The sequence below is a fragment of the Aquabacterium sp. genome, from assembly GCF_004297345.1.
GTDB lineage: Bacteria > Pseudomonadota > Gammaproteobacteria > Burkholderiales > Burkholderiaceae_C > Aquabacterium.
The window spans coordinates 14353-36402 of sequence record NZ_SCTN01000293.1; the positions used below are offsets into that span (position 1 = coordinate 14353).

Below are 22050 nucleotides of genomic sequence, written 5' to 3' on the forward strand. Positions count from 1 at the left end.
TCACACCCGGGCACGCATATGCCCTCCCTGATTCGGCCCCAGGTTGTCGAGCAGGAACTCGGCCAGCAGCCGCGCCCGCTTGTGCAAATGCCGCGCGCTCGGGTACACGATGGAGAAAGGCCGCGAGCGCCCACCAAAAGGGGCCAGCACCTCCACCAGCTCACCGCTGAGCAACTCGCGCTCGACCAAAAAGCGGCTCGTCTGATACAGCCCGCCGCCATGGCGCGCCAGGTGCACGCCACCGTCCAACTCTTCCGAGCACGTGATGCTGCCGCGCGTGCTCACCTCGACATCCTGTCCATCCACGATGAAGGACCAATCCACGCAACGCCCCGTGCGCGGCAACACGAACTGGATGCACTCGTGGCCGCGTAAATCGTCGATGGATTGTGGCTCGCCGGCGCGGGCAAGATAACCGGGTGAGGCCACCACCACCAGTTCCGAGTCTTCGATCTTGCGTGCCACCAGGCTTGAATCCGCTTGATGACGCGCACGCACAGCCAGATCAAAGCGATCCTTGGCGAAATCGACATTGCGGTTGCTGAGCTGGATCTCCAGGCAGATCTCCGGGTGTCGCTGCCGAAAACGCGGCAACAGCGGCAGCACACGATGCCGCCCATAGCCTGTGGCCAGACTGAGCCGCACCACCCCGGCAGGCTGCGCCTGCTGACGGCTCAACTGCCGCTCTACCTCGCCCAATTGCGACAAGGTCAGGCGACACTGCGCCAGGTACAAGCGCCCCGCATCACTGAGCCGTATCTGGCGCGTGGTGCGCATGAACAACCTCACGCCCAGCCGCGCCTCCAGCCTCGCCACACTGCGACTCACGGCACTGGGCGTCATGCCAGTGTGCTCTGCCGCCGCGGTGAAGCTGGCCGCATCGGCTGCCAGCACGAACAACTCCATGTCACCCAGCTGGGCGTCTTCAAACTGCCGGCTCATACAAGGCTCTCCCCACTCACAACAGGCCCATTTGTGCGCAATAGGCATCAGTCATGTGAACCATAGCCTATTCACATGCGCCCAGCGCATCAATAAGCTGAAAGCCCTGATCAACACAAGGGCCCCGCGCCCTCCACACATCATGAAGCTCTACTTCAGCCCCGGCGCCTGCTCGCTCGCCCCCCATGCCCTGCTGATCGAGATCGGCCGCCCCTTCGATCTGATCAAGGTCGACACCAGCAAAGGCCTGACCTCGCAAGGCGAACGTTTCAGCGACATCACACCCAAAGGTGCCGTGCCGCTGCTCGAACTCGACAATGGCGAGCGCCTCAGCGAAGGCGTGGTGATCTGCCAGTACCTGTGCGATCAGGCCGGCCGCACCGACCTGATGCCAGCGGCTGGCACCATGGCGCGCTACCGCGTGATGGAGTGGCAGAACTACATCACCTCTGAATTGCACAAGTCGTTTGCACCGCTGTTCAACGGTCAGGCCTCGGCCGACACCAAGGCCTTGTTCGCGGCTCAGTTGCAACGCAAGTTCGCCTGGGTGTCCGCGCAACTGGCCGATCGCCCCTACCTGACTGGCGACACCTACACCGCCGCCGATGCCTACCTGTTTGTGGTCGCGTCCTGGGCGACCTATGTGCAGCTGGATCTGTCGGCCCACACGCACCTGCTGGCCTTCATGGACCGCGTGAAGGCGCGCCCGGCCATGCATGCGGCCATGAAGTCAGAAGGCTTGCTGCAATAAACGTCACGAAGGCACACGACCATGCGCACCGATACCCCATTCACACGCCGCCTCGGCTTGCCTTTGCCCATCGTGCAAGGCCCCTTTGGTGGCGGGCTCTCATCTGTATCACTTGTCGCCGCCGTCAATGGTGCGGGTGGACTGGGTTCCTTCGGTGCGCATCACCTGCACGCAGATCAAATCGTGCAGATCACGCGTGAGTTGCGGGCCGCCACGAATCGCCCTTTTGCGCTCAATCTGTGGATCCCCTTGCATGACGAGCCCGAACACCCCAAGGTGTCCGACGCACAATGGATCAGGGCCGTGAACCGGTTGCAGCCCTTTTTCGATGAGTTGGGCCTGGATCTGCCCCAACGACCTGACGCAAAGGCCGTGTGGCCCGACTATGCCCAACAGATCGAGGCCCTGCTGGACGCTCGGCCCGCCGTGTTCAGCTTTGTGTTCGGCATACCCGCGCCAGACGTGCTGTCTCGCTGTCGGCAAAGAGGCATCGTGACCGTCGGTGCAGCCACCACACCCCACGAAGCGCGCCTGCTTGAAGAAGCCGGCGTCGACATGGTCGTGGCCACAGGCAGCGATGCCGGCGGGCACCGCGTGTCTTTCACCGATGAGCCCGAAAACCTGCTGACAGGCACCTTCTCGCTGATTCCGCAAGTGCGCGATGCCGTGCGCATCCCAGTGATTGCGGCAGGCGGCATCGCCGATGCGCGTGGCGTGACCGCAGCCATGGCCCTTGGCGCGGATGCCGTTCAGATCGGCACCGCCTTTCTGGCTTGCGAGGAGTCCAACGCGGGCAGGCCCCATCAAGCGGCTTTGCGCTCAGTCAGCCAAACCCCCTCCACCCTCACCAAAGGCTTCAGCGGCCGGCTTTCACGAGGCTTGCGCAACCGGCTCACGATCGAGTTGGAACAAGCCCAGGGGGACATCCTGCCCTACCCCTGGCAGAACTGGCTGACAGGCATCCTCAAACGCGCCGCCATCGCTCAAAACCGGGCAGACCTGATGTCCTTGTGGGCAGGGCAAGCGGCGGGCCTGGTTCGCCATCAGCATGCAGCTGCCCTGATGCAGAGCCTGTCCAGCGCATTCGAACGCTGAGCCAACACACCCATCCGGCCAAACATTATCTTTGTCGGCCAAACGACGACTCGGGATTACCCGACTGACATTACACGCCAAGCGTCACTGCGCTGACACTTGAATCCCCCTTGTCTTAGGGGGTGCGTCATATGGCACGCAGACTTACCCGCCCCTGAAAAAAAACACTGTCTTTCAGACTGCATCACATGGTCCACACAAACCGTTGATGGAGTCAACATGACACTGAATTCACTGATCAAGGACGCCAGCAAAGCCGTTGGCATCAGCCTGCTGTGCAGCATTGCCGCACAAGCGGCCTATCTGAAATGGGAAATGGTCGAGCTGCCCGCATCCAGCGGCGCCTCGTGCGGCAATGGCACGCCCTACCGCTTCTTCGTCAACCGCACCCCCTTCACCAGCAAAACCGTGGTGATGTACGAAGGCGGCGGCGCCTGCTGGGAAAAGGGCACCTGCGAAAACAAGGCCGGCACGCAGTTGGCCGCAGTGAACCCGGATGGCATCCCCACCAACTACATGAGCGACTGGAACCGCCAGGCTCACCTGGGGCTGGTCACACCATTCACATCGCGCATCGACCCGCTGACCTCGGTGCAGACCCAAAGCTGGAACATCGTCTACCTGACCTACTGCACGGGCGACGTTCACACCGGCAACAAAGTCACCACCTACTCGGACAGCACCGGCTCGATCGCCTGGTACCACCGTGGCGCCGTCAATGCCAAGGCCGTGACCGCCTGGATGGCCGCCAACATGCCCAAGCCTGACGTGCTGCTGCTGACTGGTTTCTCTGCAGGCGGCACGGGCTCGACGGCCAACTTCGCCCAGATGCGCACCGGCACGAACGCCAACCACGCGGCCCTGCTGGCCGACTCCGGCCCGCTGTTCTGGACACCGCGCGACGGCTCGCCACAAGACTACCCATCCCAGCCCCTGCACAACAAGATCCGTCAGGTCTGGGGGCTGGATGAGCCCAACGGCATGGTGACCGAGTTGATCACCAAGTACCCCACGGCTGGCGACGCCAACAACCTGGGCAGCGTGACCTATGGCCTCAACAAGATCTTCCCCAAGGACCGCATCGGCTACGCGATGTTCCAGGAAGACATGGACTACTCGGCCTTCTCGTACTCGGCGTTCTACAGCGACATCTCGAACGCTGCGACTGATGCGGATCGTCAAGCGGCCTTGAACAAGCGCTGGCGCCAGGACATCAACACCACGCTGGCACACATGCCTGCTGGTGCCAACATGGGCTACTACATCCCCAACTACCGCCAGATCAACCTGTCGCACTGCCTGACCATCGTGACCTTCGGCGACACCGGCATCAAGGAAGCCAAGCTGGACAACGTGGGCGCCTTCGTGGACAACCTGCTGGACTTCTCTGGCAAGACGCCCGTGATCCGCTCGTTTGAACTCAGCCGCGTCAAGGCAGCTGCCACCAACCTGTCTGATCTGATCGCGCAGATCATCGGCAAGGCCGGCTTGTTCTGATTCATTCCTCCTCGGGATTCGTTCCCTTCAAAGCGGGCCTTCGGGTCCGCTTTTTTCATGCCTGAGACGCACAAACAAAAACAGCGCCCGAAGGCGCTGTTTTCATGAAAGCCTAAAGGCTTGCTGTGCTGAACGAAAGGCCGATCAGGCAGCCAGACGCTGTTCCAGCTTGGCCTTGGTGGCAGGCATGGCAGCAGGCAGGTTGTAGGCCAGTTGCGTGAACAGTTCGTCGTGCAGCTTGAGTTCTTGCGCCCAGGCTGCCTTGTCGATGCCGATGACGGACTGGAATTGGTCCTTCGTGAAGTTCAGGCCATTCCAGTTGATGTCTTCGTAGTTGGGGCTCAGGCCGAAAGCGTTTTCCACGCCGTTGGCCTTGCCTTCCAGGCGGCCGACCATCCACTCCAGCACGCGCATGTTTTCGCTGTAGCCAGGCCATACGAACTTGCCGTCAGCGCCCTTGCGGAACCAGTTGACGCAATAGACCTTGGGCAGTGCGTGACCAGCAGCCTGCAGCTTGGCGCCCAGGTCCAGCCAGTGCTGGAAGTAGTCGCTCATGTTGTAGCCCATGAAGGGCAGCATGGCGAACGGATCGCGGCGCACCACACCTTGCTGACCGAAGGCAGCAGCGGTGGTTTCAGAACCCATGGTAGCAGCCATGTAGACGCCTTCGGTCCAGTCACGGGCTTCAGTCACCAGCGGCACGGTGGTCGAGCGACGGCCGCCGAAGATGAAGGCGTCGATCGCCACACCAGCGGGGTTGTCCCACTCGCTGTCCAGCGCGGGGTTGTTGGTGGCAGCCACAGTGAAGCGGGCGTTGGGGTGAGCAGCCTTGGTGCCCTTTTCCTTGGCGATCTGAGGCGTCCAGTCATTGCCTTGCCAGTCGATCAGGTGAGCGGGGGCCTCGTCGGTCATCGACTCCCACCACACGTCGCCGTCATCGGTCAGGGCCACGTTCGTGAAGATCACGTCGCGGTTGAGCGATTCCATGCAGTTGAAGTTGGTCAGGGTGTTGGTGCCAGGGGCCACGCCGAAGTAACCAGCTTCAGGGTTGATGGCGTACAGCTTGCCGTCAGCAGCGGGCTTGATCCAGGCGATGTCGTCGCCGATGGTGGTGACCTTCCAGCCGTTGTAGCCAGCAGGCGGGATCAGCATGGAGAAGTTGGTCTTGCCGCAAGCCGAGGGGAAGGCGGCAGCCACGTGGTACTTCTTGCCTTCGGGATTGGTCACGCCCAGCAGCAGCATGTGCTCGGCCAGCCAGCCTTGCTCGCGGCCCATGTTGGAAGCGATACGCAGGGCGAAGCACTTCTTGCCCAGCAGCGCGTTGCCGCCGTAGCCGGAACCGTAGGACCAGATTTCGCGGGTCGTGGGGTAGTGAACGATGTACTTGGTGTCAGGGTTGCAAGGCCATGCCACGTCCTTCTGACCTTCGGCCAGAGGGGCGCCCACGGTGTGCACGCAAGGCACGAATTCGCCATCGGCGCCCAGCACGTCGATCACGCCCTTGCCCATGCGGGTCATGAGCTTCATGTTGACGGCCACGTAGGCGCTGTCAGACAGTTCGATGCCGATGTGGGCGATATTCGAACCCAGGGGGCCCATCGAGAACGGCACCACGTACAGGGTGCGGCCCTTCATGGCGCCCTTGAACAGGGCTTGCTCGCCCGTTTGCAGCTTGGCGCGCATTTCAGCGGGCTCACACCAGTTGTTGGTGGGGCCGGCGTCTTCCTTGCGGTCAGAGCAGATGTAGGTGCGGTCTTCCACGCGGGCCACGTCGGACGGGTGGGTCCAGGCCAGGTAGGAGTTGGGGCGCAGCTCGGGGTTGAGCTTCTTGAACGAGCCGGCAGCCACGAGTTGGGCGCACAGGCGGTCGTATTCTTCCGTGGTGCCGTCGCACCAGTAGATGTCCTTGGGCTGCAGCAGAGCGGCCATCTCGGCCACCCAGGCGATCAGCTTGGTGTTTTTGACGTAGGCAGGTGCGTTCACCTGTGCAGTAGCAGTCGTCATGAATGAAGCTCCAGAAAGTAAAAAACAGGGTCTCGGCAGCGCCAGAACAAGCTTGATTCACCTTATGAATCAACAACTTGTGACGCTATCGACACCCCGCTATCGTTGTGACATCAGGCCCTCGTGAGGCCAGCAATCCGTGACAGTGGAACCGCGTAGTTTAGTCCACTCGGCGGGCTTTGAGTTCCCCCCTTGGCCGGGGGGGCGGAGACACCCTGGGCACTCAGGGTGAGACTTGAGTCACGAAGCCCCGATGTTTTTGTATCCTGATACATATTCCGACACCGCTTTGCGGGCGTTTGGCATGGCGGCAGGCACACTGCTCGGCTTGCCCGATTTGCCACATTTTTCACATTGTTCAATATGCCCTTGCTGGCCCGCCGCCCGTTTTTGCAACTCAGTCTTGGTAGCACCCTGTGCGCTGCTGCATTGCCTCAAGCCTGGGCGCGCGAGCACCTGCCCGCGCGCGCGGAGAGCCCGGCCGTCGGCGTGGACCCCTTGCTCGTCGCCTCGGGCCTGACCGCGCGCTGGCAAGCCTCGATGAAGCAGGATCTGGGCTGGACCGCCCGCTGGACGGCCATGGACACCGATGTGATCCTGACCCAACTGGAGCAAGGCCAGATTGATGCGGGCTTGTTCCTGAGCCACCCACGTGCCGATGCGCTGGACAAGCAAGGCCTGATCTACAACCGCAAGACGATTGCACAAACCGATGTGCTGCTGCTGGGCCCCCAGGAAGACCTGGCTGGCATTCGCAGCGAGACGGACCCAGGGCGCGCCTTGACCCAGGTGCTCGCAGCCGCCAGTGCGGGTGCGGTACGCTGGCAACAACCGCCAGCAGGATCCTCGCTGGCCGCACTGGCCGACCAGTTGACGCAAGGCCTGGCCTCCAAAGGCTTGACTGCGACCAGCAAGATACCCGCGGGTCATGCCCCTGCCTACCGGCTCATGAGCCGGGCACAATGGCTCAAAACACCGCCACGCGACGAAAAACTCAAAGTCTGGTTGGCCGACAAGCCCGCCTTGACCTTGCAAGCGCAGATTGCCTGCTCGTTCAGATCCCGGCATGCCGGCGCCAAGCTGCTTGTGAGCTGGCTGCAGTGGCCCCTGGCGCAAAGCGCCGTCAAAGCCTCGCGCCCCGCCTGGCAACCCGTCAAGGAGTGAAGGCATCATGTCTTCTTTTGAACTGGAAGCGTTGTCCTTGAGCCTGCAAGTGGCGCTGATCACCCTGATGATCTCCACACCCGCAGCCCTGGTGCTGGCAACCGTGATGGCCCGCACCCGTTGGCGCGGCAAGCTGGTGCTCGACACCCTGATCCTGCTGCCCATGGGCCTGCCGCCAGCGGTGATCGGCTTCGGCTTGCTGATGAGCCTGGGCGGCGATGGCTCGCTCGGCAGCTGGCTGCATGAGCTGACCGGCTTCAGCCTGAGCTTCTACCCCGGTGGCGCCATCCTGGCCGCCAGCATCATGACCGTGCCCTTGATGGTCCGGATCCTGCGCCCAGCCCTGGAAGCCACAGACCCCATGCTGCTGCCTGTGGCGCGGACATTGGGCGCATCTCAATGGCAAGGCTGGTGGACGATCACCCTGCCACTGGTGTGGCCTGCTGTTGCCTCGGCCATGGCGCTGGGCTTGACGGCGGCCTGGGGCGAATCGGGCGCCACGCTTGTGCTGGCAGCGGCCCTGCGCCCGCACCATGTGGGCGACACGACCGCGCCCGTGGCCTTGGTACAAGCCTTGCTCAATCAACAAGACGGCGAAGACGCCGCCTGGCATCTGGCCCTGATCTCGCTGTGCATCGCCATGGCGGCCATCGTGATCAGTGAATGGGGGCGTCAACGCTGGCGCCGTCGCTGGCAGGCCCGCTTGCGCCCCATCGGCCAGCCCATCCAATCCGCATGATCGATCAAACGCTCCCTCGCCCGCTCAGCATCGAGCTCAAGCTCCAGCAGACAGGTCTGGATATCCGCGCGCAGTTTCGTGTGCTGCCAGGCCGCGTTTGTGCGCTTGTTGGGCGCAGCGGCGCAGGCAAAAGCGCCCTGCTCAAGGCTGCTGCGGGCTTGGCGCCTGCGCGAGGCGGTCGCATTGCCGTGGGCAACGAGGCCATGTACGACTCGGCAGCCCGCATCAACAAGCCGCCACATGAACGCCGCCTGACCTGGCTGGATGGACACACCCACCTCTTCCCGCACCTCACCGTCCGGGCCAATCTGGAGTACGGTCTCAAAGGCAAGGGCCTGCGCCGCACCAAGCCGCCAGCGTTCGACAAGGTCGTCAACTGGCTGGACATCGCCTCGCTGCTGGCACGTCGTCCGGAAGCGCTGACCGTCAGCCAGCGCGTCAAGGTGGCCTTGGCACGTGCCCTGATCTCCGGGCCCAATGCCTTGCTGCTGGACGACCCGCTGGGCGACGTCCCGGCCCATGAGCAGGAACCCCTCCTGGAGCTGCTGGCCGAGTTGCCCACGCGCTTTCATGTGCCCATCGTGCTGGTCAGTCCGCGCATGAACGAGGTGATCCGGCTGGCCGATGAAGTCGTGATCCTGCATGAAGGCCGCATGGCCAGTGCCGGGCCTGCCGCGCAGATCCTGTCTGATGTGTCGCTCTCGACCTTCCTGGAGGGCGTGCATGCTGGCAGCGTGCTGGAGGGCGAGGTCAAGCGCCACGACATCGAATGGCTGCTGAGCGAAGTTGATGTCTCTGGCCAGCGCGTGACAGTGCCCGCGATGCTGCACGCGGTGGGCAGCAAAGTGCGGCTGAAAGTTCGCGCCCGCGATATCTCCTTGCACCGGGCCGTGCCCACCGATACGAGTTGCAGCAATCACCTGCGCGGCCGCATCACGCAGATCATGCTGGCGGGCGAGCATGGCACCTATGGCGCCGTGGGCATCGAACTGGATCGGGCGCTGGATGCCGACAGCCTGCAAATCAAGTCTGGCTCGCCCTTGTGGGCCATGCTCACCCGCAAATCGATCCAGCAGATGGGCTGGGCGCCAGGGCAGCCGGTCGTCGTGGGCTTCAAGGCCATGGCGACCACGGTGTCCGCATGGCGTTGATGGGGCCATCCAGGATGGGGCCTTCAAGCTGACGGCATACTGCGGCGTCGGCCCACAACGCTTTCTGCCATGCCCAGTCTTCTGCCCCGCCAACTGCTCTCGATCAACGTCGCACAAGCCAGCCCCCTCACCATCGAAGGCCGCAGGATCATGACGGCCATCGGCAAGCGCGCCGTGAGCACGCTGGCCGAGCCTCATCGCATCGACGTCAAACCACTGGGTCTGCAGGGTGATGACCAGGCCGACGTGACCGTGCACGGGGGGCTGAGCAAAGCGGTTTACGCCTACCCGCATGAGCACTATGATTTCTGGCAGACGGTGCGTGCGCAAGCCAGCGCACAAGCCTGGGGCGAAGCCATGCCGCACGGCATGCTGGGCGAGAACCTGACACTCACCGGCCTGCTGGAAGGCGATGTGTATGTAGGTGATGTCCTGCAGTTTGCCGACTGCAGCCTGGCGGTCAGTGAGCCACGCCGGCCCTGCTACAAATTCCAGGCCGTGATGGGATTCAAGCAAGCCGTCAAGATGATGGCGCAGTCTGGTTACTGCGGCTTCTACCTCACGGTCAGGCAAGCCGGCACGATCTCGGCGGGGGAGTCATATGAACTCATCCCCGGCCCACGCGAAGTCAGCATCGCCGAGTTGTTCAAAACCAAGATGCACCGCCACATAGATTGACCCCAACCAGACCGGAGCCCGCCATGACCAGCGAACGCCACGTGATCCTTCACCACGCCCCTCAGACCCGCTCACGCGGCGTGCTCACGCTGCTGGAAGAGTTGGGTGCGGACTATGAACTGCACGTGCTCAACCTGAAGGCCGGAGAGCAACGCCAGCCCGCCTACCTGGCCATCAACCCCATGGGCAAGGTCCCTGCGCTGCAACACCAAGGTGCACTGGTCACCGAACAAGGCGCGATCTACATCTATCTGGCCGACCTGTATGCCGACAAGGGCCTGGCGCCGCAAATGGGCGACCCGCTGCGTGGCCCCTATCTGCGCTGGCTCGTGTACTACGGCTCGTCGTTCGAGCCGGCCGTGGTGGACCGCGCCATGAAGCGCGAGCCCGCGCCGCCGTCCACAAGCCCTTATGGCGACTACGACACCATGCTGGCCACGCTCACAGACCAACTCGCCAAAGGCCCTTACCTGCTGGGTGAGCGTTTCAGCGCAGCCGATGTGCTGTGGGGTACAGCCCTGGCCTGGACCACCCACTTCGGTCTGGTGCCGCTCACACCCGTGATCCAGGCCTACATCGAACGCGTCACCTCGCGCCCGGCGGCCATGCGGGCATCGGCCATTGACGATGACTTGATCACCAGGCAGGCGGTTTGATATGCGCACGCTCACGATCACGGTGGACATCAACGTCGAGCCCGATGCCGTCATGGCCTACGCCTCGAACCCTCGCCACTTGCCCGAATGGGCACCCGGCTTTGCGCGCAGCGTGACGCCTGATGGCGACGAATGGATGGTGCAGATGGCCGAAGGCGTGGTGCGCATGTGGTTCACGCCACCCAACGCCGATGGCATCCTGGATCATGTTGTGCGCATGCCCAACGGGGAAGAAGTCATGAACACGATGCGCGTGGCGGCAAAGGGCTCGGGCAGCGAAGTGTCCTTCTTGTTGCATCAACGTGCCGGCATGACGGATACCCAGCTGGCAGCGGATGCCGCGCTCGTGCAGGCGGATCTGCAACGGCTCAAGGACATTCTGGAGGACTGAGCCTCCTGGCATCACACAGGATGCTCACTCCTCGTCATCCCAGCGCTTGAGGCTGCGCTTGACCTCATCTAGCCATTTGCGCACCTCGGCGCTCGATGACAAGGTTTGCTTGAGCCACTCGGGGCGCTGGCTTGGGCGCTTGGCCAAGGACACTGCCAGGGCTGGCTTTTCGCTTGTATCGCTTGATGGGGCCATGCTCAACTCGATCACCGGCAAGCCCTTCCACTCAAAGCGAACAGGCGAGCCCGTGCCTTTCTCGGCCAAAGGCTTGAGCTCACGCAGATCACGCCGCAGCTTGACCAGGGCTTCATCGGCCTTGAAGGGCGGCAGGGCAAAGAAGTCTGACAACTCATCGCTCATGGATTGTCTCCTGCGTTGACGATTGCAGTATTGACGATACCCGCAGCCACATGCCCCGAAGGCACGTGCGGCGCCGCGTTTTCAACATGGCCAGTCTGATCATCGAAGAAGAAATCGGGCTCGAACTCACGCAGGAACTCGCCCTTGGGCAAGCCACCAAGGAACAGGGCCTCGTGCACTTCAATGCCCCATTCCATCAAGGTACGGATGGCACGCTCATGCGCTGGCGCGCCACGTGCCGTGACCAAGGCCGTGCGGATGCGCATGGCGTCCGCGCCCTGAGCCGGATCGTGCTGCTGCAAGTCATGCAAGGCCATCAGCAAGGGTTTGAACGGGCCGTCAGGCAGCGGCTGATCAGCCATGGCCACCTCGTGCGCCTGGAAGGCATTGAGCCCGCCCTTTTGGAAGACTCGCTCGGCCTCATCTGAAAACAGCACGGCATCGCCGTCAAAAGCGATGCGTACTTCATGCGGATGCGCACTCCCGGCCCGCGCCGCGTGCGGCAACACGCGTGCAGCCGGCACACCCGCGCCCAAGGCCGAGCGCACGTCGTTCTCATTGGCAGACAGAAACAGATGCGCCTGCAAGGGCTTGAGATAGCGCCAGGGGCTCTGCCCGCGTGTGAACACGCCCCGCTCGATGGGCAAGCCGTAGTGCTTGGCCGAGCGGAACACCCGCATGCCTGAGACAGGATCGTTGCGAGACAGGATCACCACTTCGACGCGTGCCTTGTCTGGCGTATTGAAGGCCAGCAGTTTGCGCACCAGGGAGAAGGCCACGCCAGGCTTGGCAGGCTCGTCGACCTTGTCGAGTTGCAGCTTCATGTAGGCGCGGTCATCCACGCCTTCAAACAGTCGGTTTTCTTCTTCGAAATCGAACAGCGCGCGCGAGGAAATCGCAACGACCAAACGCCCGGTCAGGCTGGCAGCCATGGAAAAGGCCTCTCGGCATCAATGCACAAGAGGCCTAGTTTAGTGCCGCAGCGGTGGCGGCATAGCGGCGCCACGCACTATTGAACAAAGCCGATGGGCTGACGCTTGCCGCCTTGCTCCGGCAGGTCTCGCACTTCCAGTTGGTAGCGCCCATCGAGCTTGGCATTGCCGAACGCCGTCATCAGCGCCCTGCGCATCTCGCGTGGTGCGCAATGACTCATTTCACCGAGCACAGCCTCGCTCAACTCCGGCTCGAAACGCTGCCCCCAGTCGTGATCGGCGCGGATGCTGCGGTACAGCTTGGAGGCGATCTTGCGCGCAGCCTCCTCATCGGGCATGTTGATGTCGAACACATTCATTCGGTTGAGGATGGGATCCGGAATGCCGCGCAGATCGTTGGCCGTGGCCACCCAGATCACCTGGCTGGCATCGATCGACACTTCCGCGAACTCGTCGGTGAAATGCCCCGCCGTATCGTGCTCCAGCAAGCTGTAGAGCGATCCCAAGGGGTCATAGGCATGCTCGCCTCCGCTCTTGTCGATCTCATCGACCACCATCACCGGATTGGCGTATTGCCCGTCCACCAAAGTCTCGAACACCTTGCCGGGCCGCGCGCCCTTCCACTGGCTGGAGGCACCCGAGAGCACCCAGCCCGCGGTCATCGAACTCATGGAGATAAAACCCATGCCCGTTCCCAGCAGTTGCGCGACCTCGCGCGCAAAGTGCGTCTTGCCGACACCGGGCGGCCCCAGCAGCAGCATGGGTGTGATCTCAAGGGCATCGCGGCTGTCTGCGCACAAGGCCAGCTGGCGTCGCAGGTCGTCCAGCACCTCGTGGAAGTTGGGCAACTCGTCGTAGAGATGGTCCATCGCAGGCAGGCCAGATGGCTTGACCTGGAAGCGCTCCGGCCCCATCTCCAGCATGCGCTCGTAAGTAGCGCGCAGGGATTCGTGTTCGCGTGGCGGCAGCTTGCCCAGGCGCTTTTCCACCTCGTCGAGCTTGTAGACATGCCGCATGTGCGCAATCGGAATGCGCCCTCTGTAGGCCTCTTGTTGAACGGGAACAAGATCGGTACAGCTGCTCATATCGGCCCTCCAGGCTTCAACACGCTCACCCCATGATGCAACAAAGCCCTGAGAGTCAAAGCCCGTGAACAAGGGGGATGCAGCCATTCATATCATCGAATCCGGCTGACACCAAGAGGAACGGCCCCGATCAGGGGCCGTCGTCAATGGGCATTCAGTGCACAAAGTGGCAGATTGCCGTGGGCTTACTTCACCCAGGTGTTCATCTGCATGATCGGCATCATCACCGACATCACGATCAGCATGACGACCAGGCCCATGACCACAATGAGCAAGGGCTCCAGAATGGTCGCAATGGCCAAGGCCTTGCGCTGCACCTCGCCAGACAACTGCGTGGCCGCACGTTGCAGCATCACGGGCAACTGGCCGGTTTGCTCACCCAGGCGGGCAAACATCGACAACAGGCCCGGGAAGCGCTTCTTGGCCGCCAAGGCAGAGGCCAGCGGCGCCCCTTCGCGCACCTGTACCAGGGCCTCCATCGCATCGGCCCGCATCGCGCGGTTGGACAGCGTTTCAGCAGCAGCCTGCAAGGCCTTCAAGATGGGCACACCAGAGCCCGCCAGCATGGCCAGCGTACCGGCAAAGCGCGCGGCGTTGTAGCCGCGCGAGAGCTTGCCGATCAGCGGCAACTCCAGCCAGAAGGCATCGAACTTCTGGCGGAAGTCTTCATTGCGGCGGGCAAACATCAGGGCCAGGAAGCCCCCGATCAACACGATGGCCAGCAACCAGCCCCAGTTGCGCATGAAGGCACTGAGCGCCAGCATGAACTGCGTGAGCGCCGGCAGCGCCCGCTTGCCACTGGAGAACACCTGCGCCACCTGCGGCACCACGAACACCAGCAAGGCGATCACGATGACGATGGCGAACAAGGAGACGATGGCCGGGTACAGCGTCGCACCAATCAGCTTGGATGTCAGCGCCTGCTGCTCTTCCAGGTCATTGGCCAGCTTGTCCAGCACGGCGCCCAACTGGCCGCTTTGCTCACCAGCCGCCACCACGCCGCGGTACACATCGTCGAACTCGCGCGGCGAGCCCTGCAGCGCGCGGGCAAATGGGGAGCCGGCGTTCACTTCCGCACGCAGATGCGACACCAGCTCGCGCTGGCGGGGATCTTCAGCCTCATCGGCCAGCGCCGTCAAAGCGCGCTCCAACGGCAGCCCGGCCACCACCAGGCCGGAGAGCTGGCGCGTCCAGATCGCCAGGGCGCTCGAATTGAACACCTTGCGAACGAAAATCTGCTTGTTGAGGCCTTCGCCCTCGCCCGCCGTACCTTGAACAACGGTCTCGACCTTCAGGGGCACCAGTTGCTGCAAACGCAATTGCGCGCGCGCGGCCTTGGGGTTGTCGGCCTCGACCAGACCATTGATGGTCTTGCCGGCTGCATCAAGAGCTTCAAAGCGAAAGGCTGGCATGAGGCAATCCCGTCCTTATTCCCGCGTGACCCGCAAGACTTCTTCGAGAGACGTCACGCCCTCGGCCACCAGGCGATCGCCGTCGTCACGCATGGTCCGCATGCCAGCTTGTTGCGCGCGTTCGAACAACTTGGCCTCGGAGGCCTGCTCATGGATCAGTGCACGGATGTCGTCATCAGCCACCATCAGCTCATACACGCCGGTACGGCCCTTGTAGCCACTCATGCCGCATTCGCTGCAACCCACAGGGTGCCACTTGCCATGGTCGTCTTCGCGCTTGCAATGCGGGCACAGCTTGCGCACCAGGCGCTGGGCCAACACGCCCAACAGCGACGACGACAGCAGGAAGGGCTCGATGCCCATGTCGGTCAGGCGGGTGACGGCGCTGGGCGCGTCATTCGTGTGCAGCGTGGCCAGCACCAAGTGACCGGTCAGCGAAGCCTGCACGGCGATCTGCGCAGTTTCCAGGTCACGGATTTCACCGATCATGATGACGTCCGGGTCCTGACGCAGGATGGCGCGCAAGGCCTTGGCAAAGGTCAGATCGATACGGGCGTTGACCTGGGTCTGACCGATGCCGGGCAGTTCATATTCAACCGGGTCTTCCACCGTCAGCACATTGGTGGTCTGGGCATCAACGGTGCTCAAACCGGCGTACAGCGTGGTCGTCTTGCCGGAGCCGGTCGGACCGGTCACCAGCACGATGCCGTGCGGCTGGCGCAGCAGACGCTTGAAGCGGTCCAGCGAATCGCCGCTCATGCCCATGGATTCGAGCGTGAACTTGTTGGCATCACCCTTGTCCAGCAGACGCAGCACGGCGCGCTCACCGTGCGCAGAAGGCAGCGTCGAAACCCGCACGTCTACCGCGCGACCGCCGATGCGCAGACTGATGCGACCGTCTTGCGGCAGGCGCTTTTCAGAGATGTCCAGCTCGGCCATGATCTTCAAGCGAGAGATCAGCGCGGCGTGCAAGGCCTTGTTGGGCTGCACCACCTCACGCAGCGTGCCATCCACGCGAAAGCGCACGGCCGATGAACGCTCGTAGGGTTCGATGTGAATGTCGGAGGCGCCGTCCTTGGCCGCTTGCGTCAGCAAGGCATTGAGCATCCGGATGATGGGCGCGTCGTTGCTGGATTCAAGCAAATCCTCAACGGCGGGCAGGTCCTGCATCATGCGGGACAAGTCCACCGCGCTTTCGACTTCGCCCACCACGGCTGCGGCGCTGCCCTCACCGGCCGCGTAAGCGGCAGCAATGCGCTGCGCCAAGGTTTCGGCGGGTTCCTGCTCGATGGCGTTGACCACATACAAGCGCATCACTTCGGACAAGGCCGAAGGAGACACGGCCGTGCTGGCCCACAGTGTGGTGCGCGCCTCATCGCACTCCAGCAGCAGACCATTGGCCTTGGCGAAAGCGTAAGGAAGGGGGTGACGTGCGCCCATGATTCGCGATCCTTACTTGCCGCTGGAAGGTTGCGGCGTCAGCTTGGGCGCAAAGCCGGAGTCAGCTGGCATCACCACGGTCGGGGCGGGTGCGTTTGGATCGTCCATGGGCTGGCGAACGGGCGGCATGGTCAAACGATTGCTGAGCTTGAGCGGGTCGAGTTGAGGCCCCTCGTTGACGGGCAGCACGGTGCTCTTTTCAGGCTGGGCTGCCAACTGGCGCTGGCGCATGTAATCGTAGCGATCCATGGTCAGGTTGTTGCTGTCATCCTGCGTACGCATCACAACCGGTCGCAGGAAAACCATCAAGTTCTTCTTGGCATGTTCGCGCGCGCGGCTCTTGAACAAATTGCCCAGAATGGGGATGTCGCCCAGCAAAGGCACCTTGGTGTCGCCATCGTTATAGGAATCGGACAACAAGCCACCCAGCACGAGGGTCTGGCCATCATCAACCACCACAGTGGTTTCGATCGAGCTCTTGGTTGTGGTGGGGCCTTGGGTCGAGCTGGTCGACTCCACATCGGACTTCTCCTGGAACACGGTCATGCGAACCGTGCCACCCTCACCCACCTGCGGACGCACCCGCAGCGTCAAGCCCACGTCCTTGCGCTCGACCGTCGTGAACGGGTTCACCGAACCAGCGCTGCTGGTCGCACCATTGGTGTACTGCCCAGTCACAAAGGGCACGTTGCGGCCCACCACGATCTTGGCTTCTTCGTTGTCCAGGGCCACCATATTGGGCTTGGACAACACATTGGCATCGGCGTTCTGCTCCAGGAAGCTGGCCAACGCGCCGAGGTTGTACGTGCCATCGGCCATCTTGTGCAGGAAGCCGATGTTGAAGCCACTCAGGCCTTGCAGTGTCGATTTGCTGGTCACACCAAACAAGCCGGGGATATTGGTCGTCGTGGTGCCCGTAGCCAGGCTGGTGCCTGCGCCCACAACATTGTTGTTGCCCGCAGCGGCCGCCCACTGGAACCCAACCTGTGCCAGCTTGCTTTCATCCACCTGAACGATCATGGCTTCTACATAGATCTGCGCCCGACGCCCGTCCAACTGATCCACCACCGCACGCAACTGCTTGTACAGCGCATCCGTGGCCGTGATGATCAGCGAATTGGTGCTGGGATCGGCCTGGATGAAGCCACCGGTAGAGGGGCCGGCAGATGCCGCCACAGGAGAAGTAGATTGCTGTGAGGCGCCACCGCTGGAAGCCGTGTTCTGCACGCCGCCCATATTGGACGTGGGCATGCCACTGGCACCGGAACTGCTCGAAGCACCCGAAGCGCCGCCACCCGAACCACCCGCGCCGGGGAAGGCCGCGCGCAGCACCTGCGCCAGCTTCACGGCATCGGCGTTCTTCAGGTAGACCACATGAATGCCGCTACCGCCCAGGCCTGCCGTACCAGGGCGATCCAGGCGCTGGATCAGACTGCGAACCAAGGTCATGCGCGCCGCATTTGGCGCACGCACCATCAGCGTGTTCGTGCGGGAATCAGACAGCACCATCGTGGTCTGCCCGCCCGCCGCACCAGGTGCGCCAGGCGTGGAACCACCGCCATCAGCCAGCTTCTGCACCACAGGCGCCAGATCCGAAGCAATCGCGTACTGCAACGGGATCGCTTCCATGTCCGTGGCCACAGGCACGTCCAGCGCCGCAATCATCTGGCCGATGCGCTTGAGGTTGTCCGCGTAGTCGGTGATGACCAGCGTATTGGTGGACGCGTTGGCGTTGATCGTGTTGTTGGGGCTGATCAGCGGGCGCAGCACGGTCACCAGGTTGTTGGCGTTTTCGTACTGCACGCGGAAGATCTGTGTCAGCACCTGATCGCCCGATTGCTTGACGGTACCGACCTCGACCGTGCCCGTCTGCAACTTGGCTTCGGCTTCCGGCACCACCTTGAGCAGGCCGGACACTTCCACCAGGCTGAAGCCCTGACCACGCAGGGCGGCCAGGAAGTTCAGGTAGGCCTCGCGCGAAGTCAGGGGCTGATCGCTGTACAGGGTGATGGCACCCTTCACGCGCGGATCGACCAGGATCTGGCGATTGATGATGGCCGACATGGCTCGCGCCACGCCTTCGATCTCGGCATTGACGAAATTGAGCGTGACCGTGGGGCCGGCCGGGGCCTTCTTGGATGCAGCAGGCGCCGCCACAGCCATGCCAATGGGCAGCAAGCCGCCGGGCCCGAAGGTCAGAGCCACGGCTACCATCAGCGCGGTAGCACGAGGGCGAGTCAGCTTGGGATGGGTCTTCATGACTTATCCGATCGAAATGACAGAACGGTCGCCTTCGCGGCGCCCGATGATGTTCAACAAATTGTCCAGTGCGCCTTTTTCAGCGTCACTGGCGCGCGCCTCCCCACGAAAGCGCATGCCACCGGAGCTCATGCCCCCTTGGCCAGACAGCTGCAGCGCGCCGTCCACAGTGATCATGGCCATTTGCAACTGGCCCTGTGCGTCGCCACTCAGATCCAGGCGATAGGACCCGAGACGATCCAGCGTGGTCACACGCGAGGACACGTTGTCCAGCGCCAGATTGGCCTGCCCTTGAATGCGTGCACGACCTTGCACCACCTCGATGCTCAGGTCCTGAGCCGACAAGCGCACCACGCCGCCCAGTTGCAAGGTGTTCCAGGGCGTGCCCAGCCCACCCAACCAGGCCGCCGGCCAGTGGCCGATCTCGCCTTGGGAGGCCATGGCCGCCACAGAAGAGTCCGTTGTGGACGTTTGCAGGCGCACATCCGTCTTGATGCGGCCCAAGCCCAACTCCACCAGCACCACGACCGGTGTGGGCATGCAGCAATCCTGCTGCAGCGTCAAACGCAATCCCATGCCTTGCAGGCGCATGCGCCAGTTCAGGCGTCCGGGCAAGGCACGGGCGTCACGGCTGCCAGCCCCACCTGTGAGCACGGCCACGGCATCGCCCTTCCAGATGGTGCCTTGCGACTCGGCCAGCAACAAGCGCTTGCCCGTCAACTCAACGACCCCCTGCGCCAACCAACTGGCCGGGGCGTACACCACCATGCCAGCCAGCGCGCCGATGCCTGCACCCCACCAGCCCCAGCGACGACCGGCCTTGCGCATGGTCTCCCAGCGGGCGATTTCCATCGTCGACTCGAGCCAACGCGTGGTCAAAGCGCCCGCGCCCTGCATCCAGGCAGGGCGTTTGTTGATAAAGGGGATACCAGCCATGGGAATCAACTCGGCCTCAACGGCCGCCTCCCGATCCCGGCCCCAACGCCAGCACGATGTTGCCGGAATACACCCCTGGCTCGACCTGCATCAGGCCGGCCTCGGTTGGCTTGGCTCGCGCGGCACCACGGGCCTCGTCCAGCCAGGAAGCCAGCGCATCGCCCGACACCTTGTTGAGTGTGAGTGTGGCCCTGTCACCCTGAATAACCAGCTTGGCTCCGGCGCCCAGGCGATCCGTCGCAGACTTCAGCGCGGCCTCGGATTGCGCAGGCGGCACGGGCGGCCGCTGCTTGAGCATCTGCGTTTCATCCGCCAGGCGGCGCATCTGATCAAGTTGCCCGTCCAGATCACGCAATTGCGCGGGTGCGTCGCTCAAGGTACGCCAGGCAGGCCGCACGCCCACCATGATCAGCAGTGTGAGGCCAGCCAGCCAGGCCGCGACCAGCGTAATCTGCCGCTCACGAGGCGCCATGGCGGCCCACTTGGTTTGCCACTCCTGCTTGAGCGCTTGAAATGAAGATGATTGATTCGCCATCTGAATGCTTTCGAGGTTGGCCTCAACCGTTCGTACGGCGCACCGTCAAGCGACCGTCACCGGACTCGACCTGCACCCCCGCTGCGCTCAGCTTGCTGCGGAACTGCTCCAGTTCGGCTGGGCCCCAGGATGCGGGCGGCATCAGCGTCAAGGCATTGCCGTCGTACTGCAAACCTGCCGTGGGTTGCTCGGGTGGCCAGGCGCTGGCCACCGCCGCCATCAGGGCCTCCAGATCGTTGCCGCCTGCTTGACCGGCCATGGCACGCAAGGCCTCGGTTTCGCGGCGCATCTGTGCGGGCGCATCCAGCACGGCCTGAACCTGCGGATGGGCCTGCTTGAGCAAGGTCACCATCGCAGCCTTCTTGGACTTGACCAGTTGCGATTGCTGCCATGCCCAGAGGTTGAGCCCCAGCACCTGTGCACCCACCAGCGCCAACACACCCATGCGCGCGGGGCGCCACTGAGGGCTCATCACGCGTCGCCATTGGTCGCTGAGGGCATACAGGCCTTTGCTGCGCGGTGTCAGCTCGAACTGCAGGATGTTCCAGATCGAACGAGCGGCCAGCAGCAAGTGCTCGGCAGGACTTTGCACGGCCACAGCCCGGCCCAGCCAACGCTCGGCCGGAGAAGCCACGGGCGGCGTGGCAAAGAAGCGTGCCTGAACCGGCAGGGGATCAGGCAACAAACTTCGAGACAAGCTGCCCGCCACGGGCCAGGTCGCCAGCCCCTCACCGGTCGACCAGGTCAGCAACATATCGGAGCCAGGCTCTTCACTGTTGCCTGCGCCGTAGTGCTCTTCGTGGAAATAGGCGGTAGGCGGTTCGTCCGGCGCCATGCTGGGCACGACACGCTCCACGCGAATCTTCGCCTTCTCAAGGGTCATGAGCTGGCTGGTGAGCCAGGTGTGGTCGCACGCAGCAATCCAGGTAGGCTCCCCCACCTTGGGCAAGGGCGCCACGGCCAGATGCAGGTTCTCGGGATCATCCAGCAGCGCCTCTTCCAGCATGCTGGCCAGAGCCGCACGCAAACGGGCAGCAGGCGCCTTGGGCAAGGTCACGCGGTGCCAGCTCAGGTCGGTCGGCGCCATGACAGCCACGACACTGTCCGCCTTGGGCAACATGGGCGCAGCGCAGCGCCCCTGGCGCGTCACCGACATCCCATCGACGCTGAGCACATAGCTGTACTCCTTCGCCCCGGAGGCCGAGGGCGCAGCGCCGGCTTCCGCCGCAGCCGCGTCGGCACTCAGGCGCACACGCGCCGGCAGTTGAATGATGAGAATGCTCATGCCCAAACGGTCAGGTTTTCAAAAATTTTTCAGCATCCAGCATAGATGCCAGCGCATTGTAGGAGCGCAGGAATAGCGCCCATTTAAGGATTGATACCTGCTTTGACAGTAAAGAATGCCCCTCATCATGGGGTAGCGCCGGTATCGGTAGCCTTGTCGAGTCCGGAAAAACGACTCTGGTGTCGCACGACAACGTCATTTCCACCGTTGGTGCGCTCCACCAGATGGCGCTGCTCGATGATGTTGTCTTCGAAACGCAGGCGTCCGCGAACTTCGAAAAAATCGGATCGAATGGAAAGACGCTTGACGTCCCAGTCCGGCGACACCTTCCCGACCACATCGGTGAATGCCCCACTGTTGCCACTGAGCTCGTCCTTGAACGGCTTGCGCTGCCGTGCCTGAACAATGCGCGCAGCACGCGCCAAGTCCAAGCCAGGCACCACGGCGGCGATCACTTCCTTGGTTGCCGTATTGATGTTGACCTGCGAACTGTTGTTGGGCAGCAAGGTCACATAAGGCCGCAAGCGCTCCAGCGTACCCGCGTCCAGCCCCAACCACAAGATCTGATCGAAGGTTTGCGGCACCAGCGGGGCCTGTGCACGCCCTTGTTCACCGCCCAGCTTGGTCAAGGCATCCGGGTCGGACAGCGAGGCCACAGCCAAGACCGATTTATGCAAACTATCGGCGATGCCATCAGCCAAAGAGGGTGACATGCTCAAGGATTCCAGCAAGCGCTTG

General features: G+C 63.0%; 21 protein-coding genes. 9 read left to right on the forward strand and 12 right to left on the reverse strand.

Annotated features, from left to right (window positions below; all coding sequences use genetic code 11):
* Entirely contained in the window at nucleotides 1-942 is a 942-nt protein-coding gene (locus EPO09_RS10285) for a LysR family transcriptional regulator (protein ID WP_290642774.1), read from the reverse strand.
* Between the two features lie 142 nt (nucleotides 943-1084).
* Here EPO09_RS10285 and gstA point away from each other — a divergent pair, with 142 nt between their 5' ends.
* From gstA to EPO09_RS10300, 3 genes are all read left to right on the forward strand, one after another.
* Nucleotides 1085-1693 carry a glutathione transferase GstA gene (gstA, locus tag EPO09_RS10290; protein ID WP_290642776.1) on the forward strand — a complete coding sequence of 203 codons (609 nt, stop codon included), beginning with the start codon at nucleotides 1085-1087 and terminating at the stop codon, nucleotides 1691-1693.
* Nucleotides 1694-1714: 21 nt separating this feature from the next.
* Nucleotides 1715-2788, forward strand: coding sequence for a nitronate monooxygenase family protein (locus EPO09_RS10295; protein ID WP_290642778.1), 1074 nt, complete (start codon nucleotides 1715-1717; stop codon nucleotides 2786-2788).
* Between the two features lie 219 nt (nucleotides 2789-3007).
* Nucleotides 3008-4285 (forward strand): pectin acetylesterase-family hydrolase, encoded by a 1278-nt coding sequence (locus EPO09_RS10300; protein ID WP_290642780.1) that lies wholly within the window; start codon nucleotides 3008-3010, stop codon nucleotides 4283-4285.
* Between the two features lie 144 nt (nucleotides 4286-4429).
* On the opposite strand, the gene EPO09_RS10305 is transcribed toward EPO09_RS10300, so the two are convergent.
* The gene (locus EPO09_RS10305) at nucleotides 4430-6289 is read right to left on the reverse strand and encodes a phosphoenolpyruvate carboxykinase (GTP) (RefSeq protein ID WP_290642782.1); all 1860 of its coding nucleotides are present in this window, start codon (nucleotides 6287-6289) and stop codon (nucleotides 4430-4432) included.
* Between the two features lie 363 nt (nucleotides 6290-6652).
* On the opposite strand from EPO09_RS10305, the gene EPO09_RS10310 reads away from it, so the two are divergent.
* The 6 genes from EPO09_RS10310 to EPO09_RS10335 all read left to right on the forward strand — a co-directional run bounded on the left by EPO09_RS10310 (nucleotide 6653) and on the right by EPO09_RS10335 (nucleotide 11068).
* A complete protein-coding gene (locus EPO09_RS10310; protein WP_290642784.1) occupies nucleotides 6653-7453 on the forward strand; it encodes a hypothetical protein in 801 nt (266 codons plus the stop codon).
* Between the two features lie 7 nt (nucleotides 7454-7460).
* A complete protein-coding gene (locus tag EPO09_RS10315) occupies nucleotides 7461-8192 on the forward strand; it encodes a molybdenum ABC transporter permease (protein WP_290642786.1) in 732 nt (243 codons plus the stop codon).
* Nucleotides 8189-9343: an ATP-binding cassette domain-containing protein gene (locus EPO09_RS10320; protein ID WP_290642788.1), complete on the forward strand. Its 1155-nt coding sequence runs from the start codon at nucleotides 8189-8191 to the stop codon at nucleotides 9341-9343. Before EPO09_RS10315 ends, EPO09_RS10320 begins: the two co-directional genes overlap by 4 nt.
* Before the next feature lie 69 nt (nucleotides 9344-9412).
* Nucleotides 9413-10021, forward strand: coding sequence for an MOSC domain-containing protein (locus tag EPO09_RS10325; RefSeq protein ID WP_290642790.1), 609 nt, complete (start codon nucleotides 9413-9415; stop codon nucleotides 10019-10021).
* Between the two features lie 23 nt (nucleotides 10022-10044).
* A complete protein-coding gene (locus EPO09_RS10330) occupies nucleotides 10045-10677 on the forward strand; it encodes a glutathione S-transferase family protein (protein WP_290642792.1) in 633 nt (210 codons plus the stop codon).
* Nucleotide 10678: 1 nt separating this feature from the next.
* Nucleotides 10679-11068 (forward strand): SRPBCC family protein, encoded by a 390-nt coding sequence (locus EPO09_RS10335; protein ID WP_290642794.1) that lies wholly within the window; start codon nucleotides 10679-10681, stop codon nucleotides 11066-11068.
* 24 nt (nucleotides 11069-11092) lie between these two features.
* On the opposite strand, the gene EPO09_RS10340 is transcribed toward EPO09_RS10335, so the two are convergent.
* From EPO09_RS10340 to EPO09_RS10385, 10 genes are all read right to left on the reverse strand, one after another.
* Nucleotides 11093-11428: a hypothetical protein gene (locus EPO09_RS10340; protein ID WP_290642796.1), complete on the reverse strand. Its 336-nt coding sequence runs from the start codon at nucleotides 11426-11428 to the stop codon at nucleotides 11093-11095.
* On the reverse strand, nucleotides 11425-12360 hold the full coding sequence (locus tag EPO09_RS10345) for a 5'-nucleotidase (RefSeq protein WP_290642798.1): 936 nt from the start codon (nucleotides 12358-12360) through the stop codon (nucleotides 11425-11427). The genes EPO09_RS10340 and EPO09_RS10345 overlap by 4 nt, the downstream gene beginning before the upstream one ends.
* Before the next feature lie 77 nt (nucleotides 12361-12437).
* The gene (locus EPO09_RS10350) at nucleotides 12438-13445 is read right to left on the reverse strand and encodes an AAA family ATPase (protein ID WP_290642800.1); all 1008 of its coding nucleotides are present in this window, start codon (nucleotides 13443-13445) and stop codon (nucleotides 12438-12440) included.
* A 185-nt stretch (nucleotides 13446-13630) separates the two neighbouring features.
* Nucleotides 13631-14857: a type II secretion system inner membrane protein GspF gene (gspF, locus tag EPO09_RS10355; protein ID WP_290642801.1), complete on the reverse strand. Its 1227-nt coding sequence runs from the start codon at nucleotides 14855-14857 to the stop codon at nucleotides 13631-13633.
* Nucleotides 14858-14872: 15 nt separating this feature from the next.
* The gene (gene gspE / locus EPO09_RS10360) at nucleotides 14873-16297 is read right to left on the reverse strand and encodes a type II secretion system ATPase GspE (RefSeq protein ID WP_290642803.1); all 1425 of its coding nucleotides are present in this window, start codon (nucleotides 16295-16297) and stop codon (nucleotides 14873-14875) included.
* 12 nt (nucleotides 16298-16309) lie between these two features.
* Nucleotides 16310-18556, reverse strand: a complete 2247-nt coding sequence (gene gspD / locus EPO09_RS10365) for a type II secretion system secretin GspD (protein ID WP_290642805.1) — start codon at nucleotides 18554-18556, stop codon at nucleotides 16310-16312.
* 3 nt (nucleotides 18557-18559) lie between these two features.
* Nucleotides 18560-19492 (reverse strand): type II secretion system protein N, encoded by a 933-nt coding sequence (gene gspN, locus EPO09_RS10370; protein WP_290642807.1) that lies wholly within the window; start codon nucleotides 19490-19492, stop codon nucleotides 18560-18562.
* Nucleotides 19493-19508: 16 nt separating this feature from the next.
* Nucleotides 19509-20027 carry a type II secretion system protein GspM gene (gspM, locus tag EPO09_RS10375; protein ID WP_290642809.1) on the reverse strand — a complete coding sequence of 173 codons (519 nt, stop codon included), beginning with the start codon at nucleotides 20025-20027 and terminating at the stop codon, nucleotides 19509-19511.
* A gap of 22 nt (nucleotides 20028-20049) precedes the next feature.
* Nucleotides 20050-21312, reverse strand: a complete 1263-nt coding sequence (gspL, locus tag EPO09_RS10380; protein ID WP_290642811.1) for a type II secretion system protein GspL — start codon at nucleotides 21310-21312, stop codon at nucleotides 20050-20052.
* Nucleotides 21313-21437: 125 nt separating this feature from the next.
* On the reverse strand, nucleotides 21438-22050 hold a 613-nt coding region (locus tag EPO09_RS10385), incomplete at its 5' end, for a type II secretion system protein GspK (protein ID WP_290642812.1).

Coding starts and splice junctions, on each gene's coding strand:
- EPO09_RS10340 (WP_290642796.1), bottom strand. CDS start 11,428: ATGAGCGATGAGTTGTCAGACTTCTTTGCCCTGCCGCCCTTCAAGGCC.
- EPO09_RS10320 (WP_290642788.1), top strand. CDS start 8,189: ATGATCGATCAAACGCTCCCTCGCCCGCTCAGCATCGAGCTCAAGCTC.
- EPO09_RS10335 (WP_290642794.1), top strand. CDS start 10,679: ATGCGCACGCTCACGATCACGGTGGACATCAACGTCGAGCCCGATGCC.
- EPO09_RS10330 (WP_290642792.1), top strand. CDS start 10,045: ATGACCAGCGAACGCCACGTGATCCTTCACCACGCCCCTCAGACCCGC.
- gspE (WP_290642803.1), bottom strand. CDS start 16,297: ATGGGCGCACGTCACCCCCTTCCTTACGCTTTCGCCAAGGCCAATGGT.
- EPO09_RS10295 (WP_290642778.1), top strand. CDS start 1,715: ATGCGCACCGATACCCCATTCACACGCCGCCTCGGCTTGCCTTTGCCC.
- EPO09_RS10350 (WP_290642800.1), bottom strand. CDS start 13,445: ATGAGCAGCTGTACCGATCTTGTTCCCGTTCAACAAGAGGCCTACAGA.
- gspD (WP_290642805.1), bottom strand. CDS start 18,556: ATGAAGACCCATCCCAAGCTGACTCGCCCTCGTGCTACCGCGCTGATG.
- EPO09_RS10345 (WP_290642798.1), bottom strand. CDS start 12,360: ATGGCTGCCAGCCTGACCGGGCGTTTGGTCGTTGCGATTTCCTCGCGC.
- EPO09_RS10300 (WP_290642780.1), top strand. CDS start 3,008: ATGACACTGAATTCACTGATCAAGGACGCCAGCAAAGCCGTTGGCATC.
- gspL (WP_290642811.1), bottom strand. CDS start 21,312: ATGAGCATTCTCATCATTCAACTGCCGGCGCGTGTGCGCCTGAGTGCC.
- EPO09_RS10285 (WP_290642774.1), bottom strand. CDS start 942: ATGAGCCGGCAGTTTGAAGACGCCCAGCTGGGTGACATGGAGTTGTTC.
- gstA (WP_290642776.1), top strand. CDS start 1,085: ATGAAGCTCTACTTCAGCCCCGGCGCCTGCTCGCTCGCCCCCCATGCC.
- EPO09_RS10325 (WP_290642790.1), top strand. CDS start 9,413: ATGCCCAGTCTTCTGCCCCGCCAACTGCTCTCGATCAACGTCGCACAA.
- gspF (WP_290642801.1), bottom strand. CDS start 14,857: ATGCCAGCCTTTCGCTTTGAAGCTCTTGATGCAGCCGGCAAGACCATC.
- EPO09_RS10315 (WP_290642786.1), top strand. CDS start 7,461: ATGTCTTCTTTTGAACTGGAAGCGTTGTCCTTGAGCCTGCAAGTGGCG.
- gspN (WP_290642807.1), bottom strand. CDS start 19,492: ATGGCTGGTATCCCCTTTATCAACAAACGCCCTGCCTGGATGCAGGGC.
- gspM (WP_290642809.1), bottom strand. CDS start 20,027: ATGGCGAATCAATCATCTTCATTTCAAGCGCTCAAGCAGGAGTGGCAA.
- EPO09_RS10310 (WP_290642784.1), top strand. CDS start 6,653: ATGCCCTTGCTGGCCCGCCGCCCGTTTTTGCAACTCAGTCTTGGTAGC.
- EPO09_RS10305 (WP_290642782.1), bottom strand. CDS start 6,289: ATGACGACTGCTACTGCACAGGTGAACGCACCTGCCTACGTCAAAAAC.